The following is a 1,113-nucleotide window of genomic DNA, read 5'->3' as shown; positions in this document are numbered from 1 at the left end:
TCCTCGTACCGGCCGTGGCCCGCCCGCGGCACCCCACCCAACCCCCCCATCCCCCCCCCCACCGCCCGCCCCCGCCGCGCCTCGGGCGCCGGGCCCGGCCGGTCGTGGCGGCGCGGCCGGGCGGGGACGGGCGCGGAGCCGCTAGGAGGGCACGCTGTCGGAGTTGTTGACCGCCAGCCCCAGCAGCAGACCGGCCACCAGCGCCACCGCCGAGACGATCGCCGCCCACTTGCCCAGCGACTCGCCCTTGTTGTGCCCGACCACACCGAGCACGATGCCGACCGGACCGAACAGGATCGGGCAGAAGAACAGCGCCACGGCCGCGCAGACGAACCCGATGATCGACATGACCTGCGGTCCCTGCCGCTGCGGCGGCTGGGTCCCGAACGGCTCGTACGGCTGCCCGCCCGGATAGCCGCCCTGCCCGCCGCCCGGATAGGCCTCGTGCCCGCCCGGGTAGCCCTGCCCCTGACCGGGATAGCCCTGGTCCTGACCGGGATACCCCTGGCCGCCGGGCTGCTGCCCGTAACCGGGGTAGGGCGGTTGCCCCTGCCCGGAATACGGCGAGTACTCCTGACCCGGAGAGGACTGTTCCTGCCCGGGGTACGGCGGCTGAGCACCCTGACCCGGGTAGCCCTGACCCGGATAGCCCTGGCCCGGCTGGGACTGTCCCGGGTAACCCTGGCCCTGTCCCGGATACGGCGGCCGGCCGGGATGGCCGGATGCCCCCGGGTAGTCGGTGGTCTCCCGCGGCTCACCCCAGCTCGGTCTGCCCGCGGCTGCCGATCCCGCGCCGCCCGCGGCTCCCGATCCCGCGCCGTCCGCGTCGTCGGGCCGCCCGCCGCCTGCCGCCCCCGTGGCGTCTTTGGACAGCGACGGCGGCGTCGGTTCACTCTGCGGCGGCGTGGCGCCGGTGCGGGACTCGTTCGGTTCCTCGGGGTCCTTCGGATCGGTCATGGACGCTCTCCTGGTCGTTTCGGCAGAACCTCGCTGTCGAGTACCACCCGGCGACCGTCTCTATCGCGAACCGGCCGGATCGAGCGTGTGACCGGCCGACGGCGCGTGCGGCCCGGACCAGTATCGCCCCGCACACCGGCTCCGGGCCGGGGGCGG

1 protein-coding gene is annotated in these 1,113 nt (G+C 75.2%); it reads right to left on the bottom strand.

What is annotated here, in order from left to right:
* Positions 1-141: 141 nt before the first annotated feature.
* On the bottom strand, positions 142-957 hold the full coding sequence (locus tag QH283_RS00490; protein ID WP_280501045.1) for a DUF4190 domain-containing protein: 816 nt from the start codon (positions 955-957) through the stop codon (positions 142-144).
* Between the last annotated feature and the right edge of the window lie 156 nt (positions 958-1,113).

The sequence above is a fragment of the Nocardia farcinica genome (genome assembly GCF_029867845.1).
Classification (GTDB): Bacteria; Actinomycetota; Actinomycetes; order Mycobacteriales; family Mycobacteriaceae; genus Nocardia; species Nocardia farcinica_A.
This window is presented reverse-complemented; position numbering and strand designations above follow the sequence as displayed.